Genomic DNA, 15,530 nt, shown 5'->3' with positions numbered 1-15,530 from the left:
CGAGTGGCACATACCCTCGGCATGTTGCAGTACGCAGTTACCCCTGCCCGGTGCCTGGTGAAAAATACCGACAGGTTTCGGCCTACCGCAGCGTAGGCAAAATCCCAGGCCATGACGTTGCGCCCGGCAGAAATCCATCGGAAACTCCTCGGGAGAAAGACCTGATGTCGTCTTGCGGGTAATACGCGCGAGCGCTAGCAGAAACATTGCGAGAACACGTGTCGTATAAACTCCGCGAACGAGGCAGAGAGTTTGGCCCCGGTGGCCTTCCCGGTCCCCCTCTGGCCCCGCACGCTGACAGTGCCGTCCGCACCTGCCCAAGCATCAACGTGTCTCCGAAGTGAGAGGCGACCCATCATGCCGCTGCATGTCCCCCCGGCTCCCGCGCCTGCCCTGCGAAGCGTCCTCACGGCACTCGGTTCCCCGACCGCCGTCAGCGAGGACCGCACCCCGGCCCTCAGGTCCGTCCAGGGACCTGTGAGCCCCGAATCGCCGCTCCCCGTCCATGTACTCGACCAGATCGTGCCGAGCGGCAGTGGCCCCTACACCCGCCTCGCGGGCTGGCGCTTCCTGCTCCGAAACGGCGACCGGTGTGTGGCCGCGGCGGAGACGCTGCTGACGGCCGACGGCTGGACCTTTTCCCACTTCTTCGAAGGCCCCTACCTCAGTTCGACCGAGCTCGCACTGCGACAGGCCGAGTCCATGCGGACCCCGTACCAGCCACGGCTGCTGTCCATTCCCGAGCTCTACATGCTCACGCTGTGGCTGCACGGCGACACAGAGGCCGACGCCTCCACCGGAACCCCGAAACCGACCGATGTCCTGGTGCCGCTCGCGCCCGCGCCTCCCGGCATCACGGCCCACCGTCCGCACCGGGTGGCCGACCTGCTGCCGGTGATGACCCTGCGGCTCACACCGGCGCCGCTTCTCGGCTCACCGGCCTGAAAAAGCCCTGCTCGCGCCCCGTGACCGACCGGTCGCGGGGCGCGCTTGCGTCCCGGGTGGACTAGCCCATACCGACCCCCTTGAACCACCCGAAAGGACAATGGAGTTGAGCTGAACCGTCCGCCCGGGTGATACGTCCTTAACCAGTAAGAAGAGCTGCTGCGAAATCCCTGCGGATTGACGCCCGTAGGGCAACACTGGGACCGGACCGACAGATACGGGGGCGGCCATGAACAGCTCATCAAGCCGCAGGACACTCACTACAACGCAGCGAAAGAACCCACCCATGTGCCAGCACCAGCCAGCCTGCCCGACATCCGACTCACCCGACCGGGAAGCGGCGCGCCTCGTGGCGCACCACCCGGAGCAGGGCTGGAGCCTGCTGTGCAACGGCGTCCTCCTCTTTGAGGACACCGGCGAACTGCTTCCGGACGGGCAGATCATCGCCCCGCACCGGCCGCCGAGGGTGGTGACGGCGGCCTAGGCGCCGTCGGGAGAAGCCAAGGGCCGGCTCGGAGAACTCCGAACCGGCCCTGACGTATGTCTGTCCTGAGGTGTCTCAGCCTCAGTTCTCGTACTCGTCCAGCGGCGGGCACGAGCAGACGAGATTGCGGTCGCCGAACGCACCGTCGATACGGCGCACCGGCGGCCAGTACTTGTCGGAGGCGCTCACACCGGCCGGGAAGACCGCCTCGTCACGGCTGTACGCATGCGCCCAGTCACCGCCGAGCGCGGCCGCCGTGTGCGGAGCGTTGCACAGCGGGTTGTCCTCGGCGGGCCATTCGCCGGAGGCGACCCGCTCGATCTCCGCGCGAATCGCGATCATCGCCTCGCAGAAGCGGTCGATCTCGTTCAGATCCTCGCTCTCGGTGGGCTCGATCATCAGCGTGCCGGCCACCGGGAACGACATCGTCGGCGCGTGGAAGCCGTAGTCGATCAGGCGCTTGGCAATGTCGTCGACGCTGACGCCGGTCGCCTTCGCCAGCGGCCGCAGGTCGACGATGCACTCGTGCGCGACCAGACCGGCCGGGCCCGTGTAGAGCACCGGGTAGTGCGGCTCCAGGCGCTTGGCGATGTAGTTCGCGGCGAGCACCGCGACCTGCGTCGCACGCTTGAGGCCCTCGCCGCCCATGAGCCGCACATACGCCCAGGAGATCGGCAGGATGCCCGCCGAGCCCCACGGAGCGGCCGAGATCGGTCCCACGCCGGTCTCCGGGCCCGCGGTCGGCTGGAGCGGGTGGTTCGGCAGGTACGGGGCGAGGTGCGCCCGCACGCCGACCGGACCGACACCGGGGCCGCCGCCGCCGTGCGGGATGCAGAAGGTCTTGTGCAGGTTCAGATGCGAGACGTCGCCGCCGAACTTGCCCGGCTTGGCGAGGCCGACCAGCGCGTTGAGGTTGGCGCCGTCGACGTACACCTGGCCGCCGGCCTCGTGGACCTGCGCGCAGATGTCGGCGACATGCTCCTCGAACACACCGTGCGTGGACGGGTAGGTGATCATCAGCACCGACAGTTCGTCGCGGTACTGCTCGATCTTGGCGCGCAGGTCCTCGACGTCGATCTCGCCGTCGTCGGCGGTCTTGACCACGACGACCTTCATGCCGGCCATCACGGCGCTCGCCGCGTTGGTGCCGTGCGCGGAGGACGGGATGAGGCAGACGGTGCGCTGGGCGTCGCCGTTGGCACGGTGGTACGCGCGTACGGCAAGGAGACCGGCGAGCTCGCCCTGCGAACCGGCGTTCGGCTGGATGGACACCTTGTCGTAGCCGGTGACCTCGGAGAGACGTTCCTCCAGCTCGCGGATGAGGGTGAGATAGCCGGCGGCCTGCTCGACCGGGGCGAAGGGGTGGATCTGGCCGAACTCGGGCCAGGTGACCGGCTCCATCTCGGTGGTCGCGTTCAGTTTCATGGTGCAGGAGCCGAGCGGGATCATGCCGCGGTCCAGCGCGTAGTCACGGTCGGCGAGCCTGCGCAGGTAGCGCAGCATCGCCGTCTCGGAGCGGTGCTGGTGGAAGACCGGGTGCGTGAGGTAGTCGTCGCTCCGCAGCAGCGTGCCCGGCAGCGTGTCCGCGGCTTCGGCGTCCAGCGCCTCGATGTCACCGTCCACGCCGAAGGCGGCCCACACGGCGGACAGCTGGGTCCGGGTGGTGGTCTCGTCGCAGGCGATGGAGAGGTTGTCGGCGTCGACGAGGTGGAGGTTGACGCCGTCCTCACGGGCGGCGGCAACGACATCGGCCGCCCTGCCCGGCACACGGGCGGTCAGGGTGTCGAAGTACGCACCGTGCACCAACTCCACGCCGCCGGCCCGCAGACCCGCCGCGAGCAGCGTCGCATAGCGGTGGGTGCGCTGCGCGATCGACCGCAGTCCGTCCGGACCGTGGTAGACGGCGTACATACCGGCCATCACGGCAAGCAGGACCTGCGCCGTACAGATGTTGCTGGTGGCCTTCTCCCGGCGGATGTGCTGCTCACGGGTCTGCAGCGCGAGCCGGTACGCCCTGTTTCCGTCCGCGTCCACCGAGACGCCGACCAGCCGTCCGGGCAGGCTGCGAGCGAACTTCTCGCGTACGGCCATGTAACCGGCGTGCGGGCCGCCGAAGCCCATCGGGACACCGAACCGCTGCGTGGTGCCGACCGCGATGTCGGCACCCAGCTCGCCCGGCGAGGTGAGCAGCGTCAGCGCCAGCAGGTCGGCGGCGACGGTGACGATCGCGCCGAGCTCGTGCGCCTTCTCGATCACCGGCTTGAGGTCGCGCACGGCACCGGAGGCGCCGGGGTACTGCAGCAGCACGCCGAAGACGCCGCGCTCGGCGATCTCGGCCGGGATTCCGTTGCTGAGGTCGGCGGTGACGACCTCGACGCCGGTCGGTTCGGCGCGGGTCTGGATCACCGCGAGGGTCTGCGGCAGGGTGTCGGCGTCGACCAGGAAGACACCGTCCTTGACCTTGCCGACGCGGCGGGCGAGCGACATGGCCTCGGCGGCCGCGGTGGCCTCGTCGAGCAGCGATGCGCCGGAGGTCGGCAGACCGGCCAGCTCGGCGACCATCGTCTGGAAGTTCAGCAGGGCCTCGAGCCGGCCCTGGGAGATCTCCGGCTGGTACGGCGTGTACGCGGTGTACCAGGCGGGGTTCTCCATGACATTGCGGAGGATGACCGGCGGCGTGAAGGTGCCGTAGTAGCCCAGGCCGATCATCGGCGCGAGGACCTGGTTCCGGTCGGCGAGGGTGCGGAGCTCGGCGAGGACATCGGCCTCGGTGCGCGCGTCCGGGAGATCCAGCGCCTCCGTGCTCTTGATGACATCGGGGACGGCGGCGGCAGTCAGCTCGTCGAGCGAGCCATATCCCACATGGGCCAGCATCTTGGCCTGGGCCTCGGCGTCGGGCCCGATGTGGCGCTGCTCGAAGGGGGTGCCTCGCTCCAGCTGAGAGAGCGGAATGCGGTTGGCGGTCATGAAGGAGGCCTCCTGGTCGACGCGACCTGCGAGGGGCACCACGGGGGGGTGCCCGGACGGCCTCCCCCTCTGTCATCTCAACCTGAGAGCTTCACCGGACCGTCCGCGATCGACGCTCCGGCTTTCACCGTCGGTGAGAGCGGATGCCGTCGACGCCCGCCCTGCTTTCCAGAGTGACCTCGTCCGTGCGGTACAGGGTGCCTGAGAGATTCCGGGGAGGATTTGCTCCTTCGGCGCCGCCGGCACATTCTCGCCGGTGGACTCTCCCGCACGGGGTCAGCAGCCGCTAGCCAGCGTACCAGCGCACCCCCTCGCCGATCGCTCAAGTGGCCGACGCCCCCGATGTGCACTTTTGTAGTATTTACGAGCAGTTGCGAGCCTTAGGAGGGACCGTGCAGACCGATATCGATCCCCGCAGTCTGATCGGCCGCAAGGCATTCGACCGCAACGGCGCAAAGATCGGAACTGTGGACGAGGTGTATCTGGACGACGCCACAGGCGTACCCGAATGGGCCGCCGTACGCACCGGCCTGTTCAGCAGGGACGCCTTCGTCCCGCTCGAGCCCAGCACATTCGTCGACGGCACCTTGCATGTCCCCTACGAGCGCTCGCTGATCAAGGACGCTCCGGACTTCGGCGTCGGCCGCCACCTCTCCCCCGAGCAGGAGCTCCAGCTCTACCACCACTACGGCCTCGACCTCTCCGTGCCCCCGGAGAGGCCCGCACCTTCCTCAGGAGACCGCTCCTTCGGCCGAGTCGCCGGCCAGGAGGACTGACCCGCCTCCCGTGCTTCGCCGGGAGTCCGCACGAGCGGCAGCGGATCGGACGGCTCCAGATCCGGATCGTCGACCCGGAAGGTCCGCACGCGCCCGGGCTCCGAATGGGGCTCCTCGAAGCGCACGGTGACCCGGCCGAGACCGCTGCCCTGCACCCAGCCGGGCCCGAATTCGGCGTGCCGAACGTCGTGCCCGGCCGGCCAGCGCCGCTCACCCAGCGCCTCGGGCTCGGCCTCCTCGCCCTCGGCTCCCTGAACAGCCGCGTGCACTCCGGCCCCGCCGACGCCGTCCACAGCTTCCGCCTGCGCGGACACGGCAAGCTCCTCGGCATCGGCCGAGGTGGCGGCTGCTGCGGCGGCTGCGGCCTGGGCGAACAGGTCCTCCTGCGTGTAGTCCGCGAGCCCGCTCACCCCCACACCCAGCAGCCGCACCCCACCCGTGGTGTCCACGGACTCCAGCAGCCGCCCCGCCGCCTCCCGCACCACCCCGGGGTCGTCCGTCGGCCCGCGCAGCGTCTCCGAGCGCGTCAGCGTCGAGAAGTCGTACCTCCGCACCTTCAGGACGATCGTCCGCCCCGAGTGCCCGGACCCGCGCAGTCGCTGCACACACCGGTCGGCGAGCCGCTCCACCTCGATCCCGATCCGCACCCGGTCATGGATGTCCACATCGAAGGTGTCCTCCACCGACACCGACTTCGTGTCCCGCTCGGCCACCACGGGCCGGTCGTCGTACCCCAGCGCCATCAGATACAGCGAGGCCCCGTGCGCCTTGCCCAGCAGCCGTACGAGCTCGTCCTCGCCCGCCTCCGCCAGCTCGGTGATCGTGGTCATCCCGGCCCGCCGCAGATGCTCGCCGGTGGCCGGCCCCACCCCGGGCAGCGTCCGCACCGACATCGGCCCCAGCAGCTCACGCTCCGTGCCGGGCTCTATCAGCACCAGACCATCCGGCTTCGCCTGCTCCGAGGCGATCTTCGCGAGCATCTTGGATCCCGCGAGCCCCACCGAGCCCGTGAGCCCCGTGGTCGCGCGGATGTCGGCACGCAGCCGCTCGCCGGTCGCCCGGGCGGAGAGCGCGTCGTCCGCCGAACCTCCCGCTTCCAGGTCCACAAAGGCCTCGTCCAGGCTCAGCGGCTCCACCAGCGGCGAGAGCCTGCCCAGCAGCTCCATCACCTGCTTGCTCACCGCGTGGTACAGCGAGAACCGCGGCACCAGATAGGCCGCATTGGGCGCCAGCCGTCTGGCCTGCGCCATCGGCATCGCCGAGTGCACACCGAAGCGTCTCGCCTCGTACGACGCGGTGGCGACGACCCCGCGCGGTCCCAGACCGCCGACGACCACCGGCTTTCCGCGCAGACTCGGCTTCGCCGCCTGCTCGGCGGCGGCGAAGAAGGCATCCATGTCCAGATGCAGGATCGTCGGCGCGGATCTCACATCTCTGATGCTGCCCTACGCCACTGACAATGGCCCCGGTTCAGAAACCGGGGCCACAGCGTTGTCGGGATCGGCAGCCTGCTCAGACGGCCCGGTCGCGTCTGCGCCTGGCCAGTTCGTCCGCCGGGTTGTTCCCGACCAGCGTCTCGCCGGTGTCGATCAGCTCGCCGTGCAGCTGTGACAGCGCCGCCTCGACATCCCGCCAGACCACGCCGACGGCGATCCCGAAGATCCCCTGCCCACCCTGCAGCAGTTCCACGACCTCGTCGGGAGACGAGCATTCGTAGACCGTCGCCCCGTCGCTCATCAGCGTCATGCGCTCGAGGTCGGCGAAGCCGCGCGCCCGTAGGTGCTGCACCGCGGTGCGGATGTTCTGCAACGCCACGCCGGTGTCCAGGAAACGCTTGACGATCTTGAGGACGACCACGTCGCGGAAGCTGTAGAGCCGCTGGGTGCCCGATCCGTACGCCGCCCGGACGCTCGGCTCGACCAGGCCAGTACGCGCCCAGTAGTCGAGTTGTCGATAGGTGATGCCGGCCGCCGCGCATGCGGTCGGGCCTCGGTAACCGATCGTCTCCGTGGACGGGGCAGCCACACTCCCGTGAAGCGGATACGGTCCGCTCTCCCCCAGAGTTCGTCCGGGAGCGCCCGCCCCAGCCGTACCGTCGCCGCTGCTTCTCACGCCGACCTCCGTCCTTGACCTGCCCACTCGACGGTAGGCAGTCACCAGGGGTGCGTCAACGATCGCCACACTCGGCACGCCGAGTGATAATCACCCTGAGAGTGGTTTCCCGTGCCCCGATTCGGGGAAAGGCTACTCGAATGTGCCGACGCCGCCCCTCGGCGGTCACTGGCTGTTGGTTCCGAAGTCCTCCGGCGAAATCTGGTCGAGGAACTCGCGGAACTTCTCCACCTCGTCCTCCTGCTCGTCCGGGATCGCGATCCCCGCGTCGTCGAGCACCCCGTCACTGCCGAAGATCGGCGTACCGGTGCGCAGCGCCAGCGCTATGGCGTCGGACGGACGCGCGCTGACCTCGACGCCACTGGCAAAGACCAGTTCCGCATAGAAGACCCCTTCACGCAGGTCAGTGATGCGGACCTCGGTGAGCTCCTGGCCCACCGCCTCCAGCACATCCTTGAAGAGGTCGTGAGTCAGCGGTCTGGCCGGCGCCATGCCCTGCTGGGCGAAGGCAATGGCCGTCGCCTCCCCGGGACCGATCCAGATGGGGAGGTACCGATCGCCTCCCACTTCACGCAGGAGCACGATCGGTTGGTTGGAGGGCATTTCAACCCGGACACCCACAACGTCGAGCTCGTTCACACAGCAACCCTAGGACGTGCCCGACCGGTTTGGGTAGTCGGGCACGTCCAAGATCAGTGGAGCCGCACTCCGAGTGCCGTCTGCACGAGTGCCGCGTGCAGCCGCACGGACAGGGCGGCGAGCTCCTTCGTGGTGGCCTCCGCATGGGCCCTGGTCTGCGGATTGCGGTGCCGCCGAAGGGGGGCGACCACCTGCTCGACCAGCCCGGCCTCCCGCTCGGCGGCGGCCTTCACGGCCCGAAGATGCCGCGGCTCGAGTCCGAATCTTCCAAGGTCGGCGACGAGCCTGGCCACGGTCACCGACTCGGCGTCGTAACCGCCGTCCTCATGCTGCGCCACCAGGCCGTACGACTCCCATTCGGCCAGCTCCTCCTCGCTGACACCGGCAGCGGCCAGGAGCTCGGCCCGGCCCACGCGGGCGGCCGTACGGGGCTCGGCGTCGGATTCCCAGGAACCGGCCGCCGGCTCCCGCTGCGCCGCCTGGGCGGGCAGCTGCACCTGCTCACCGCGGGCGAGAGCCTCAAGATGCTCGCGGATGACCTTCAGCGGAAGATAGTGGTCCCGCTGCATCCGCAGCACCTGGGCCAGCCGCTCCACGTCCTCCGGGCTGAATTTGCGGTACCCGGACGGTGTGCGGCGTGGCTCGACCAGTCCCTCCGCCTCCAGGAACCGGATCTTGGAAATCGTGACTTCGGGGAACTCGTCACGCAGCTGGCTGAGCACCGTGCCGATGCTCATCAGCCGATCGCCCGCGGTGGCGGTGCCGTGACCGGCACCGCCCGTCGGTGTTCGCAGCATGTACCTTCCTGGGGGTCACCCCAGACGGAGTCTGGAGGAGGGTTACACGCCCCGCTGGCTCGCGTAGAAGACCAGTCGGTACTTGCCGATCTGGACCTCGTCACCGTTGGCCAGCATGACCGAGTCGATGCGCTCGCGGTTGACGTATGTGCCGTTCAGGCTGCCGACATCGGCAACGCCGAAGCGGCCGTCGGGACTCCTGCGGAACTCCACATGACGCCGCGACACGGTCACGTCGTCGAGGAAGATGTCGCTCTGCGGGTGGCGTCCGGCCGTGGTCAGCTCGCCGTCCAGCAGGAAGCGGCTTCCGGAGTTCGGTCCGCGGCGCACCACCAGCAGCGCCGAGCCCATCGGCAGGGCGTCGACCGCGGCCTGGGCCTCCGGAGACAGCGACGGAAGCTGTGTCTGGCCCGTCACCTCCGCGTCGTACGCCTCGATCCCGGAGATGGAGATCGTCGAAGTCGTCTCCGAAGGGCGCTCGGCCGGTGCGCCGGCGCGCAGCGGCGCACCACAGTTGGAGCAGAACCGGCTGGCCTCGGCATTGCGGTGCCCGCACCTCGTACAAACCAAGGCCGACATGGACGGATCCTCCTGCCGCGGCTGTCCCGCGTGGGGATTGGTCGCATACGGGTCGGAGGCAAACCCTCCACCCGTACTTGAGGTTGATGGTTCCCCGAAACCTATGCGGCCCGGACCGGCAGGGTCAACAGACGACGCGCCCTGACCGCCCGAAATGTCACCGCCCGGACCAGCCACCTCGTCCCGGAACAGAGGCCGCTCGCCGCCCTGCTCCTCACCCTGGCCATGGCGCGGCGCGCGATGCCTGGCGTTGCCGCCGTCCTCGCGTGCGCTCTTGCCGAACAACTTCGCAAACAACTTCACGGGCGATTCCCCTTGACCGAAATAGACCCGCCCGTGGGGCAGGACGAACCCTCAATGATCACACCTGCCGACCCGGACATCCTCACAACGTCCGTACCCACCAGACAGTTTCCACCACGCAACATGCTTGTGATGTGTCGACCCCCCGCCACTTCCAGCCATGGCCCACCGGACCACGTGTGCCCCCGCCTCACTGCGCCGACGACCGAGCGTAGTCAGGCCGCTTCGCGGGTCGCAAGGCGTCCACAACGATCTTCTGCGAGGGCACCACCGTGGCGGTGGCCTGCTCTTTCTCCAGTGTCTGCACCACACCGCCCGGAATGTTCAGCGCAGGCTCGAGGTCCTGCGGCTTGCCGATGACCTTGAAGATGTACGGAGCGGTGATCCGGTTGCCGTCCACCTCGATCTCACCACCGGTACCTGTGAAATACGTGTCAGCGACCACCCTGATGTCGTTGACCTGGATCGCCTCCGCCCCCGCGGCACGCAGTTCCTGAATGGTGTCGAGAAGCATGTCCGACTCCACCGAGCCGGACGGGTCCTCGATGGTCAGGGTGATGCCGGGACCCTGCGCGGCGACCGTGCCGGCCAGGATGCCCAGCTGCTGTTCCTTCTGCTGCGTCTGCCTACGGGCCTCTTCCGCCTGGTCCGAGCTGTTCTCCAGCTCGGCGCGCTGGTCCTCGAGACTCTGCTTCTCGTCCTCGAGCCGGGCGGTGCGGTTGTCGAGCTCGTCGAGGATGCGCACCAGGTCCTCCTGGCGTGCGCCGCGCAGCGCGCTGTTGTCGCTCGTGGAGCGGACCTGGATGGCAAGGCCGAGACCGAGTACGAACAGCAGGACGGCGACGATGAGTTGAGCGCGGCTGGCGCGCGGCGGCCACAGCACCGCGGCGAGCCGCTGACGTCCGGTCCGCTGCTCGGGAGCGGGCTCCCCGGCCGGCTCGGGCGCCGCCTCCGGCTCCTCGGCCCGCGGGCTCTCCGCCTTCTGGTCCTCGCTCTTCGGGCTTTCCGGCTGCGGGCTTTCCGGCTGCGGGGTCTCCGCCCGCGGATGCTGCGTCTGCGGGTGCTCCGAGTCGGCGTTCTCGGGCTTCGGGTTCTCTTCGCTGTTCATCGGCCTCACGCCCGGAACACGTGCCGGCGGATCGCGGCAGCGTTGGAGAAGATCCGGATGCCGAGCACGACCACCACACCCGTCGACAGCTGGGCGCCGACGCCCAACTTGTCGCCCAGGAAGACGATCAGCGCCGCCACCACCACGTTCGACAGGAAGGAGACGACAAAGACCTTGTCGACGAAGATCCCGTCCAGCATGGCCCGCAGACCGCCGAAGACGGCGTCGAGAGCCGCGACGACGGCGATCGGCAGATAGGGCTCGACCACCGCCGGCACTTCGGGCCGGACGAACAGTCCGACCACGACTCCCACGACGAGGCCCAGTACGGCGATCACGATGTGCCCTTCCCTGTGTCAGCCGTGCCCTGCCCGCTGCCCTGTCCGGCGCCGGCGGTGTCCGGCTCTGCTGTACGTACGATCAAGCTCGGCGCCGCCGGCAGACGCACCGTTTCCTCTGTTGAGATGCTGGAACGGATCCCGAAGTTCTCCTGCAGTGCGTGCAGATACTGCCCGTCGGCACTGTCCTGGAACGCGGTGCTCAGCTTCTTCCCGTCCCCCACCGCAAGCACCGTGTACGGCGGCACCAGCGGCTTGTTGTCGACCAGTATGGCGTCGCCCGCCGCGCGGATCGCCGACAGGGCGGTCAGCCGCTGACCATTGATGGCGACGGCCTCGGCGCCCGACTCCCAGAGCCCGTTGACGATCCGCTGCATGTCACGGTCGCGCACCCGGCCCGTGTCGTTGAATCCGCTGCTCTCCCGCGGTCCGCCGCCGCCCGCCTCGGTGTCCTTCGCATCGTCGACGACGAGCTTCACGCCTGGACCCGTGACCTCGGTGGCACCGGCCAGCAGCGCGACCAGCCGGCCCTGGTCGCCACCTGAAGTCTTCAGGGCCTTCTGCTGCCGTTCTCCGACCTCGTCACGGAGTTTGTCGACGCTGCGCTCCAGCGCGTCGGCGTCCGCGGTCTCCGCGTCGATGCGGTCGATGAGCTCCTGGCGCTCCTTGGCCAGCTCCGGTGCCGAAATCCGCGCCTCGGCCGCTCCGACGGTCACCACCACGGCCGTGAGCAACAGTCCGGCGGCGAGCCCGACCTTGGCACGCAGCGTGCGCGGCAGTCCGCCGCCTTCGGCCTGTCTGCGGGCCGACGCCTCCGCGTATCCGTCGTCGAGGCTGTGCTCCATCACATTCGTCAGCAGCGACATGGACGCATCGGGACGTGCAGATGGAGCGCCGGTGCTCCGAACGGGGGGCGGCTGCGACATGCCGCACATCGTCGCACGTCGCGGCCACTACCGCCGAATGGCCCCACTGATGCGCCGGAAGCCGTCCGCTGACCGCCTCCGGCGCACCCGTGCCACCTTCAGTGACCTGCGCTGTCCACCACAGCCGCCCATTCGTCGAGCAGAGCCTGGGCCGAAGCGTCGTCCGGGCCTTCCGCCCACAAATGAGTGACAGCCTCCGCCGGGTCGGGCAGCACCATCACCCATCGACCGTCGGTCTCGACCACGCGCACCCCGTCGGTCGTGTCGACATGCCGGTCACCGGCCGCCTCGACGACCCGCCGCATGACGAGCCCCTTGACCGCCCACGGCGTTGCCAGATCACGTCGCAGCACATGCGCCCGCGGAATCCGGGCATCGATCTGGCTCAGCGTGAGCTGCGTACGGGCCACGAGCCCGACAAGCCGCACAAGCGCCGCCGAACCGTCGAAGACACTGCTGAACTCCGGCACGATGAAGCCACCACGCCCGTCACCGCCGAAGATCGTGGTCTCCTCACGGCCCACCCGCGTCAGATCGTCCGGCGACGTGGTTGTCCACTCCACCTGGGTGCCGTGGTACGCCGCCACCTGCTCGGCGATCCTCGTGGTCGTCACCGGCAGAGCCACCCGACCACTGCGCCGCTCGGCCGCGACCAGATCGAGCAGCACCAGCAGCGCACGGTCGTCTTCGATGATGCGTCCGCGCTCGTCGACCAGGGACAGCCGCTCGCCGACCGGGTCGAAGCGCACGCCGAAGGCCGCACGCGCGGAGGCCACGATCTCGCCGAGCCGCACCATCCCGGACCGGCGCGTGTCGGCCGACTCGGTCGGCCTTGACTCGTCCAGGCCGGGGTTGATCGTCAGTGCGTCCAGGCCGAGCCGTCCGAGGAGGCTCGGCAGCACCAGTCCGGCGCTGCCGTTGGACGCGTCGATGACAACCTTCAGCCCGGACTCGGCGATCCCGGTGGTATCGAGATTGCGCAGCAGGGATCCGGTGTACGAATCGAAGACGCTGGACGGGAAGCGCAGGTCACCGATCTCGCCCGGGAACGCCCGCCGGTACTCCTGCCGCGCGTACACCCGGTCCAGTTTCCGCTGCCCGGCCTGCGACAGGTCCGCACCCCGCTCGTCGAAGAACATGATGTCCACGGAGTCCGGCACACCCGGAGACGTACGGATCATGATGCCGCCGGCGCTGCCGCGTGCGGTCTGCTGACGTGCAACCGGCAGCGGCACATTCTCCAGATCCCGTACGTCGATGGCGCTGGTCTGCAACGCCGAGATCACGGCCCGCTTGAGCGCACGGGCACCGCGGGAGTGGTCACGCGCCGTGGTGACCGTCGCGCCCTTCTTCAGCGTGGTGGCGTACGCACCGGCGAGCCGCACGGCCACCTCCGGCGTGATCTCCACATTGAGGATGCCGGAGACGCCGCGGGCGCCGAAGAGGTGCGCCTGCCCACGCGACTCCCAGATCACCGAGGTGTTGACGAACGCGCCGGCCTCGATGGTCTTGAATGGGTAGACCCGCACATTGCCCTGAACGATCGACTCTTCGCCGATCAGACACTCGTCACCGATGACCGCACCGTCCTCGATGCGTGCGGCGCGCATGACGTCGGTGTTCTTGCCGATCACGCAGCCACGGAGGTTGCAGTGCTCACCGATGTAGACGTTGTCGTGGATGACGGCCTTGTGGAGAAAGGCGCCGCTCTTGACCACGACGTTGGAGCCGATGACGGTGTGCTCGCGGATCTCCACATCGGCTTCGATCTTGGCGTAGTCCCCGATGTACAGCGGACCGCGCAGCACGGCGTCCGGATGCACTTCCGCACCCTCCGCCACCCAGACCCCGGGCGAGATCTCGAACCCGTCCAGCTCCACATCGACCTTGCCCTCGAGGACATCGGCCTGAGCCTTCACATAGCTCTCGTGCGTACCGACGTCCTCCCAGTAGCCCTCGGCGATATAGCCGTAGATGGGCTTGCCTTCCTTCATGAGCTGCGGGAAGACGTCACCGGACCAGTCCACGGGTACGTCGGCCTCGACATAGTCGAAGACCTCGGGCTCCATGACATAGATGCCGGTGTTGACGGTGTCCGAGAAGACCTGGCCCCAGGTCGGCTTCTCCAGGAAGCGCTCGACCTTGCCGTGTTCGTCCACGATGGTGATGCCGAATTCCAGCGGATTGGGCACCCGTGTCAGACACACGGTGACCAATGCGCCTTTCTCCTTGTGAAAGGAGATCAGGTCTGTGAGGTCGAAATCGGTGAGTGCGTCTCCGGAGATGACGACAAATGCATCGTCCTTCAGCGCTTCCTCGGCGTTCTTCACACTCCCCGCTGTGCCGAGTGGCTTCTCCTCATTGGCATAGGTGAGCTCCATTCCGAGCTCTTCGCCATCACCGAAATAGTTCCTGACCAGTGACGCGAGAAACTGCACGGTTACGACGGTCTCATTGAGCCCATGCCGCTTGAGCAGCCGCAGCACATGCTCCATGATCGGCCGGTTCGCAACCGGTAGGAGAGGCTTGGGCATGCTCGAGGTCATGGGGCGAAGTCGGGTTCCTTCGCCACCGGCCATCACGACGGCCTTCATGTCGGAAGCGTCCTCCTTGAAGAGACGACGGACTAGCCGACTTCACCCGCCCAAAGAGGCCCTCTGGCGTCATGCGCGGCCGGCCACACTGCGCGGCTCCGCATCGACGAGGTCAATCGGCCACTGCGTCCGCCTTGACGAGTCGGCGGACCTGGACCACATACAGGATCCCTGCCCACCAATACAGAGTTGTACCCCATCCCGCGAAGGCCCATCCGAAAATAGCAGCGAGTGACGCAAGCCACCCTGAGCCGTCGCTGAGCAGGAGCAACGGGAAGGCGTACATGAGGTTGAAAGTTGCCGCCTTGCCCAGGAAGTTCACCTGAGGAGGCGGATAGCCATGCCGGCGGAGGATTCCCACCATCACCAGCAGCATCAGTTCGCGGGCCAATAGGGCCGCGGTCAGCCAGAGTGGCAGGATCTCGCGCCAGGTGAGTCCGACCAGGGTGGAGAGGATGTACAGCCGGTCGGCAGCCGGGTCGAGAAAGCGGCCCAGCGTGCTGATCTGGTTCCATCGGCGGGCCAGCTTGCCGTCGAGATAGTCGCTGATCCCGCTCAGCATCAGGACCAGCAATGCCCAGCCATCGCTCTTGGGCCCGCCGAACTCGGGACGAAGAATCAGCCACAGGAAGAGAGGCACGCCAAGGAGGCGCGCCATGCTGAGCATGTTGGGGATGGTGAGCACCCGGTCCGTCTGAACGCGGGTCTCCTGGACCTCCACCCGGGGGCCTCCTGTGCGGAACGTGCCGATGATGCCCCCTGACCCTACCGTCACGCACAGAGACCCCATGCACAGGGGTGGTGAGCGGTACGAACCCTGAACGCAGGAAAGCCCCGCACCATAAGGTGCGGGGCTTTCCCACAATAATTGTTCGGCGGTGTCCTACTCTCCCACAGGGTCCCCCCTGCAGTACCATCGGCGCTGAAAGGCTTAGCTTCCGGGTTCGGAATGTAACCGGGCG

14 protein-coding genes, 1 rRNA gene and 1 riboswitch are annotated in these 15,530 nt (G+C 68.2%); of the genes, 3 read left to right on the top strand and 12 right to left on the bottom strand.

Annotated elements, in window-relative coordinates; translation table 11 throughout:
* The first annotated feature begins 357 nt into the window (after positions 1-357).
* Both ACH4YL_RS39270 and ACH4YL_RS39265 read left to right on the top strand, forming a co-directional pair.
* Complete coding sequence (locus tag ACH4YL_RS39270) at positions 358-945, top strand: hypothetical protein (RefSeq protein ID WP_398512324.1); 588 nt, start codon at positions 358-360, stop codon at positions 943-945.
* Positions 946-1,231: 286 nt separating this feature from the next.
* Positions 1,232-1,429, top strand: coding sequence for a DUF5999 family protein (locus ACH4YL_RS39265; RefSeq protein ID WP_398512323.1), 198 nt, complete (start codon positions 1,232-1,234; stop codon positions 1,427-1,429).
* Between the two features lie 81 nt (positions 1,430-1,510).
* On the opposite strand, the gene gcvP is transcribed toward ACH4YL_RS39265, so the two are convergent.
* Positions 1,511-4,396, bottom strand: coding sequence for an aminomethyl-transferring glycine dehydrogenase (gene gcvP / locus ACH4YL_RS39260; RefSeq protein ID WP_398512322.1), 2,886 nt, complete (start codon positions 4,394-4,396; stop codon positions 1,511-1,513).
* 178 nt (positions 4,397-4,574) lie between these two features.
* A riboswitch (glycine riboswitch) is annotated at positions 4,575-4,675 on the bottom strand.
* A gap of 113 nt (positions 4,676-4,788) precedes the next feature.
* On the opposite strand from gcvP, the gene ACH4YL_RS39255 reads away from it, so the two are divergent.
* Positions 4,789-5,172 (top strand): PRC-barrel domain-containing protein, encoded by a 384-nt coding sequence (locus ACH4YL_RS39255; protein WP_398512321.1) that lies wholly within the window; start codon positions 4,789-4,791, stop codon positions 5,170-5,172.
* Here ACH4YL_RS39255 and ACH4YL_RS39250 read toward each other — a convergent pair.
* The 11 genes from ACH4YL_RS39250 to rrf form a co-directional block, all read right to left on the bottom strand.
* The gene (locus ACH4YL_RS39250) at positions 5,082-6,602 is read right to left on the bottom strand and encodes a DNA polymerase IV (RefSeq protein ID WP_398512320.1); all 1,521 of its coding nucleotides are present in this window, start codon (positions 6,600-6,602) and stop codon (positions 5,082-5,084) included. The genes ACH4YL_RS39255 and ACH4YL_RS39250 overlap by 91 nt on opposite strands.
* Positions 6,603-6,684: 82 nt before the next feature.
* Positions 6,685-7,284, bottom strand: coding sequence for a MerR family transcriptional regulator (locus ACH4YL_RS39245; protein ID WP_398512319.1), 600 nt, complete (start codon positions 7,282-7,284; stop codon positions 6,685-6,687).
* A 165-nt stretch (positions 7,285-7,449) separates the two neighbouring features.
* Entirely contained in the window at positions 7,450-7,923 is a 474-nt protein-coding gene (locus ACH4YL_RS39240) for a bifunctional nuclease family protein (protein ID WP_005475662.1), read from the bottom strand.
* Positions 7,924-7,976: 53 nt separating this feature from the next.
* A complete protein-coding gene (locus ACH4YL_RS39235; protein WP_398512318.1) occupies positions 7,977-8,720 on the bottom strand; it encodes a MerR family transcriptional regulator in 744 nt (247 codons plus the stop codon).
* 42 nt (positions 8,721-8,762) lie between these two features.
* Positions 8,763-9,644: an FHA domain-containing protein gene (locus ACH4YL_RS39230; protein ID WP_398512338.1), complete on the bottom strand. Its 882-nt coding sequence runs from the start codon at positions 9,642-9,644 to the stop codon at positions 8,763-8,765.
* A gap of 148 nt (positions 9,645-9,792) precedes the next feature.
* Positions 9,793-10,710, bottom strand: a complete 918-nt coding sequence (locus tag ACH4YL_RS39225) for a DUF881 domain-containing protein (protein WP_398512317.1) — start codon at positions 10,708-10,710, stop codon at positions 9,793-9,795.
* A 5-nt stretch (positions 10,711-10,715) separates the two neighbouring features.
* Positions 10,716-11,048: a small basic family protein gene (locus ACH4YL_RS39220; RefSeq protein WP_031069011.1), complete on the bottom strand. Its 333-nt coding sequence runs from the start codon at positions 11,046-11,048 to the stop codon at positions 10,716-10,718.
* On the bottom strand, positions 11,045-11,974 hold the full coding sequence (locus ACH4YL_RS39215; protein WP_398512316.1) for a DUF881 domain-containing protein: 930 nt from the start codon (positions 11,972-11,974) through the stop codon (positions 11,045-11,047). Before ACH4YL_RS39215 ends, ACH4YL_RS39220 begins: the two co-directional genes overlap by 4 nt.
* A 98-nt stretch (positions 11,975-12,072) precedes the next feature.
* A complete protein-coding gene (locus ACH4YL_RS39210) occupies positions 12,073-14,568 on the bottom strand; it encodes a sugar phosphate nucleotidyltransferase (protein WP_398512315.1) in 2,496 nt (831 codons plus the stop codon).
* Positions 14,569-14,680: 112 nt separating this feature from the next.
* Positions 14,681-15,289 carry a CDP-alcohol phosphatidyltransferase family protein gene (locus tag ACH4YL_RS39205; protein WP_398512314.1) on the bottom strand — a complete coding sequence of 203 codons (609 nt, stop codon included), beginning with the start codon at positions 15,287-15,289 and terminating at the stop codon, positions 14,681-14,683.
* A 149-nt stretch (positions 15,290-15,438) separates the two neighbouring features.
* Positions 15,439-15,530, bottom strand: a 5S ribosomal RNA gene (gene rrf, locus ACH4YL_RS39200); the annotation flags it as partial.

The sequence above is a fragment of the Streptomyces sp. NPDC020681 genome (assembly GCF_044334895.1).
Classification (GTDB): Bacteria; Actinomycetota; Actinomycetes; order Streptomycetales; family Streptomycetaceae; genus Streptomyces.
The sequence above is the reverse complement of the archived record's forward strand: the minus strand, read 5'-3'. Positions and strand labels throughout refer to the sequence as shown.

Excerpts from the sequence above, each read along its gene's own strand:
- ACH4YL_RS39225 (WP_398512317.1), bottom strand. The coding sequence starts at position 10,710 with ATGAACAGCGAAGAGAACCCGAAGCCCGAGAACGCCGACTCGGAGCAC.
- ACH4YL_RS39210 (WP_398512315.1), bottom strand. The coding sequence starts at position 14,568 with ATGAAGGCCGTCGTGATGGCCGGTGGCGAAGGAACCCGACTTCGCCCC.
- ACH4YL_RS39235 (WP_398512318.1), bottom strand. The coding sequence starts at position 8,720 with ATGCTGCGAACACCGACGGGCGGTGCCGGTCACGGCACCGCCACCGCG.
- gcvP (WP_398512322.1), bottom strand. The coding sequence starts at position 4,396 with ATGACCGCCAACCGCATTCCGCTCTCTCAGCTGGAGCGAGGCACCCCC.
- ACH4YL_RS39215 (WP_398512316.1), bottom strand. The coding sequence starts at position 11,974 with ATGTCGCAGCCGCCCCCCGTTCGGAGCACCGGCGCTCCATCTGCACGT.
- ACH4YL_RS39265 (WP_398512323.1), top strand. The coding sequence starts at position 1,232 with ATGTGCCAGCACCAGCCAGCCTGCCCGACATCCGACTCACCCGACCGG.
- ACH4YL_RS39270 (WP_398512324.1), top strand. The coding sequence starts at position 358 with ATGCCGCTGCATGTCCCCCCGGCTCCCGCGCCTGCCCTGCGAAGCGTC.